Origin of the sequence: Mesorhizobium sp. M5C.F.Ca.IN.020.32.2.1 (genome assembly GCF_004023105.1) — a bacterium.
Lineage (GTDB): Bacteria > Pseudomonadota > Alphaproteobacteria > Rhizobiales > Rhizobiaceae > Mesorhizobium > Mesorhizobium wenxiniae.
This window is the reverse complement of record NZ_RZSX01001206.1, coordinates 1-1,473: the sequence shown is the minus strand read 5'-3', so window position 1 is coordinate 1,473 and position 1,473 is coordinate 1. Positions and strand designations below refer to the sequence as shown.

Genomic DNA, 1,473 nt, shown 5'->3' with positions numbered 1-1,473 from the left:
TGCTGATCGCGCCGCTCCCGGCACATGCGTGGCGACCCAGCCGAGCGGCGCGATCAGCAGGCCGAACAGCGCGATGGAAGGAACGGTCTGGATGATGTTGAGCACATTCAGCACGCCGGCGCGAATTTTGTCGACGCGGTGGCAGAGGATGCCGAGCGGCAGACCAACGACCACCGCCGCCGCCAGCGAGCCCAGCGCCAGCGTCACATGCTTGGAGCCCTCCGCCCAAAAACTGTCGGCGCGGTTGGCATATTCCTTGAGGATCGACAGGCTGTTCCAACTTCCCGAAGCCAAAAGCAGGCCGATTGCCAGCGCAGCTATGACGAGCCCGCCGAGGCGTGCCCATGGCGACAGATTCAATCGCGTCAGCACATCGGCAAGCAAAAGCGTGAAGGCGAAGATGAGCAGCCAGAAACCCGAGGCGGGCGAAATGCGCGCGAACGTATTACCCTCAGGCATCAGGAAGCTGCCGGCGACGCCGATCAGGATGGCAAGGGCTGCAAGCGCGATCACGCTAGCGGCAAGGCGCAGGACGAGCGGCGTTTTCAAGAGCGCGATGATTGCCGCGATGAAGAGGATCGCCAGCAGCAATGGGCCGACCGCCGCCGGCAAGGAATCAAGGATCGAGCGCGCCTCGCCGGGCACGATGCGGTTGGCGCGGAAGGTGGCGAAGGGTGCTGCGAACGCCGCATAGGCAACGATTGCGGCAATGACCACGCCGAGTTTGTCGAACCGGACTGTCATGCCTTGCATGTGCGATCGCGGCGACTTGAGGATCTGACGTCAGGACCGTCGCGCTCCGTCACGCCCCCCTCTGTCCTGCCGGACATCTCCCCCTCAAGGGGAGAGATTGGCAGCGTCAGCGCCGGTATACACCTTGCACAGCTGAAAGGTGGCGAAAGCCGTCGCGACATCTGATCTCCCCCCTTGAGGGGGAGATGGCCGGCAGGCCAGAGGGGGGCGCCGCGCACCGATGTCACGATTTCAGGAACGGCCTACTTCAAAAACCCGTTCTTCTTCAAAAAATCTTCGGCGACGCCCTTGACCGGCTCGCCGCCGACCTGCACGCGGCCGTTCAGTTCCTGCAGGGTGACGAGGTCAAGCTTGGCGAAGACCGGCTTCAGCAGCGTCTCGATCTCGGGATGCTCCTTCAGCACCGCCTCGCGGATGATCGGAGCCGGCTGGTAGACCGGCTGCACGCCCTTGTCGTCATCGAGCACGACCAGGCCGGACGGCGCGATGCCGCCATCGGTGCCGTAGACCATGGCGGCATTGGCGCCGTTGGTCTGGTTCGCCGCAGCGGCGATGGTCGCCGCCGTATCGCCGCCGGACAGCGTGATCAGCTGGTCCGGCTTAAGCGTGAAGCCATAGGTGGTCTGGAAGGCCGGCAGCGCGGCAGCCGAATTGACGAACTCGGCCGAGGCCGCCAGCACCACCTGGCCGCCGCCGGCGACATATTTGCCGAAGTCGGAC

At 64.7% G+C, this 1,473-nt stretch carries 1 protein-coding gene and 1 pseudogene; both read right to left on the bottom strand.

Annotated elements, in window-relative coordinates; all coding sequences use genetic code 11:
* Positions 1–744, bottom strand: a pseudogene (locus EOA86_RS34405) (ABC transporter permease); the annotation flags it as partial.
* A gap of 251 nt (positions 745–995) precedes the next feature.
* Positions 996–1,473 (bottom strand): glycine betaine ABC transporter substrate-binding protein (locus EOA86_RS34395; RefSeq protein WP_281035729.1); only part of this gene is annotated, 478 nt, incomplete at its 5' end.